The organism is Melaminivora alkalimesophila (assembly GCF_000282995.1).
In the GTDB taxonomy this organism is placed as follows: Bacteria; Pseudomonadota; Gammaproteobacteria; order Burkholderiales; family Burkholderiaceae_C; genus Melaminivora; species Melaminivora alkalimesophila.
This window is the reverse complement of sequence record NZ_ALEE01000630.1, coordinates 1-811: the sequence shown is the minus strand read 5'-3', so window position 1 is coordinate 811 and position 811 is coordinate 1. Positions and strand designations below refer to the sequence as shown.

At 74.8% G+C, this 811-nt stretch carries 1 protein-coding gene; it reads left to right on the top strand.

What is annotated here, in order from left to right:
* Positions 1-158: 158 nt before the first annotated feature.
* Positions 159-811, top strand: a 653-nt coding sequence (gene pdeM, locus A612_RS12310; RefSeq protein WP_019374773.1) for a ligase-associated DNA damage response endonuclease PdeM, incomplete at its 3' end; no start/stop codon positions are given.

Genomic DNA, 811 nt, shown 5'->3' with positions numbered 1-811 from the left:
TAGAAGAGGAGAGCAAAGGGCATGGGCTTGCAAATTTCGTCGCCTTCGCGCACTGTGCGCGCAATGCACCGGTGCGCCGGCCCGGCGCGCGGCATGGTGCGGCCGGACAGCGCGGGCCGCCGCCGTGCCACCGCCCATCCCCCTTCGGGAGTGCTGCCATGAACGTCCATGCCCCCACCCTGCGCCGGTCGCCGGCGCCCCGCCCGTCGGGCCCGGTCATCGATGTCGCGCCGGGCGTGTGCCTGCTGCCCCTGGCCGAGCAAGCGCTGTGGTGGCCGCTGGCGCGCACGCTGTTCGTGGCCGACGTGCACCTGGGCAAGGCCGCCACCTTCCGTGCGCGTGGCCTGCCGGTGCCCACGGGCACGACCCGGGACAACCTGGAGCGCCTGTCGGCCGTGCTGGCGCGCACCGGCGCCGACCGCTTGGTGGTCCTGGGCGATTTCCTGCATGCCGCCGAGGCGCACACGCCGGCGCTGCTGGCACAGCTGGCCCACTGGCGCCGGGCGCGCGCCGGGCTGGGCCTGACGCTGGTGCGCGGCAACCACGACCGCCATGCGGGCGAATTGCCGGCGTCGCTGGACATCACCGTGGTCGACGAGCCCCACGTGCCCTACGCCGGCGTGCCGCTGGCGTGCTGCCACCACCCGCAGCGGGTGCCCGGCCACACGGTGCTGGCCGGCCACGTGCACCCGGCCGTGGTGCTGCGTGGGCGCGGGCGCGATGTGCTGCGCCTGCCGGCCTTCAGCCACGAGGCCGGGTTGCTGTTGTTGCCGTCCTTCGGCGATTTCACCGGCGCCCACACGCTGGCGCC